At 39.3% G+C, this 2,457-nt stretch carries 2 protein-coding genes; both read left to right on the top strand.

Features of this window, described 5'->3' with window-relative positions:
- Positions 1-962: 962 nt before the first annotated feature.
- Complete coding sequence (locus BVER_RS28565; RefSeq protein ID WP_050456106.1) at positions 963-1,748, top strand: retrotransposon gag family protein; 786 nt, start codon at positions 963-965, stop codon at positions 1,746-1,748.
- Complete coding sequence (locus BVER_RS30945) at positions 1,745-2,083, top strand: zinc finger CCHC domain-containing protein (RefSeq protein WP_198155471.1); 339 nt, start codon at positions 1,745-1,747, stop codon at positions 2,081-2,083. Before BVER_RS28565 ends, BVER_RS30945 begins: the two co-directional genes overlap by 4 nt.
- Positions 2,084-2,457 lie beyond the last annotated feature (374 nt).

Genomic DNA, 2,457 nt, shown 5'->3' with positions numbered 1-2,457 from the left:
CCCCCGAAATCTCCACTCGCTCGCTCGTCGGCAGCGTCAGAATGTGTATAAGAGACAGTCCTTATTGGAAGTGAATTGGATTTGGAAGTTTCCTAATTTGATCTCAACTTGGATTTGGAAACTCCTTGTTTGCATTGGATTTGCTTTGGCCGAAATTGAGGTGTCTACTCCTCATTGTGTTTGGTTTATATAGTTGGTGAAGTGGTACACTTGGAATCCATTTGAGACTTGGAATTGGTTTCCTATTCCTTTTGGAAAACTATTAGCCTTACCTTTTCCAAACCTTATTTGGATTTGCTTTTTTTTGTGAACTATCTTGCTAGCCTATAAATAAACCCCATTGCAGCTTTATTTTCGAACCAAAACAGCCCCCTTGCATCCATATTTGCTTCTCATTTAAACTACATTGCAAGCATTGCACAACTTGGTTTTTAAAACACAAAAATCACACACTTTTTGCACTTCAAATTTTTATTGGTTTTAACCACGGTTTTAAGGCCCTTTAACCACGGTTTTTAGGCTTTTAACCACGGTTGTGTTTTTCTTCAATTTTTTCGCAATTTATTTTGTTTGTCTAGTCTCGGTTAGGGTTCTAGTTAGTTTAAATTGTCTTTTAAATTCTACTCTTCAGCTTATTTCTTTCTACTCTTGCTTACTTGTCTAAATTGAGCTTAGCCTTTAATTCCTTGACATCTATCTTTGTGCTCTTTTTCTTTCTGCCCTAGCAAGAAATAACACTAGTAGTCTAATTGTTGTTCTTGTTCTCTATTTGAACCGGTCAAAGAGAATAGAGTGTGAGTGAAACAATCCCTTCACTATATAGCCGAGTGCATACACTATACATTGGTGAGTGACTTGGGCTTGGGGTTAGGGTTTGTGAGGACTTTATACACTAACTTCCTTTTTCGGTTTTGTAGGGTTTATTTTCTATCACTTTTTACTTTGTTTTGTAGGTTATAAACATGGAGAACAAACTTGATCAGCTTACTTCTATGTTGGCTGCCATGAACAAGAGAATGGAGGCCATGGAGTTAAACATCTCTCAAGTTCAACATAGTCAGAGTAAGGCATCTAAGTCTCGTGTCTCTGATGAAGACGAGGAAGAATCCGACGGATCAACTAAACGAGGGAGTACTTCTAAACTTGATTCTTCATTGAATAGCATTAAGTTAAAGATTCCTGCTTTCTCTGGTAAGGATGATCCTGAAGTTTATCTTGATTGGGTGGATCAGGTTGATTCCATATATGCTGTGCATAAATATTCGGAGGAAAAGAAAATGCAACTAGCAGTAGTTGAATTCACTGGATATGCACGCAGTTGGTGGAACAAAGTTTTGGCTGACAAGAGGAGATTCAAAGAAGCACCGTTCTTTACTTGGGACGAAATGAAGAAAGCCATGAGGAAGCGATTTGTTCCTAACTACTACATCCGCGATTTGTTCAACCAGCTACAACGGATTACTCAAGGTAACCGTAGTGTATCAGATTATAATCGTGAGATTGAAGTAGCTTTGACTCGTTTGCAGATAGACGAGGATCCTGAAGCAGCAATGGCTCGATTTCTTGGGGGATTAAAGCGAGAAATAGCCAATGTTGTGGAGCTGCAAGAATATGAGGATGTGGAAGAAATGTTTCAAAAGGCCCTTAAGGTAGAAAAGCAGCTTAAGGATAAAAGTGTAAGTCGACCATCCGAAGCAACTCCGCACCTTCTTGGAAGAATACTTGGCCTAAGAAATGTAATGAGGTGAAAAAGTTCACTCCTACTGGTGGTAAGAATTTTAAAGATTTGAAGGATTTCAAAAGTACTCCAAAATCTGAGGGGTACAAGTCAAAGCCAGCAAGGGAGATTACTTGTTTCAAATGCCAAGGCAAAGGGCATTACATGTCAGATTGTCCGAATAATATGGTGATGGTTATGAGAGATGGTGAAATTGTCTCTGAGTCAGACAATGAAGATGAATACAAAGGAATGCCTACTTTATATCAAAGGGATGAAGAGGTAAAATCTAAAGACTTTGACCTCGAGGATGAGGATGAGGATGAGATTAGTGCAGATGAAAGGCAATCTTTGGTGTCTATGTGATCTTTGAGTACTCAAGTGAAAGATGAGGATGATCAGCAAAGACAGAACATATTCCATACATGTTGTACAATCAATGGCAAGGTATGCTTACTTGTGATTGACTCTGGAAGTTGTACTAACGTTGTGAGCTCTATACTTGTAGAACAGATGAAAATGAAGCCTATTAGGCATCCCTAGCCTTATAGACTACAATGGCTCAATGACAGTGGAGAAGTTCGAGTGACTAAGCAAGTTTTGGTGAGCTTTTCAATAGGTAAATACAAGGATGAGGTAATGTGCGATGTGGCACCAATGCAACCTGGACACATGCTTCTAGGACGGCCTTGGGAGTATGACCGCTCTGCTAATCATTGTGGAAGGACTAGCAGGTATAC

The organism is Candidatus Burkholderia verschuerenii, assembly GCF_001189365.1.
Lineage (GTDB): Bacteria > Pseudomonadota > Gammaproteobacteria > Burkholderiales > Burkholderiaceae > Caballeronia > Caballeronia verschuerenii.
This window is presented reverse-complemented; position numbering and strand designations above follow the sequence as displayed.

Bases quoted from the DNA above. Each gene is read 5' to 3' on its own strand.
- BVER_RS28565 (WP_050456106.1), top strand. From the start codon at position 963: ATGGAGAACAAACTTGATCAGCTTACTTCTATGTTGGCTGCCATGAAC.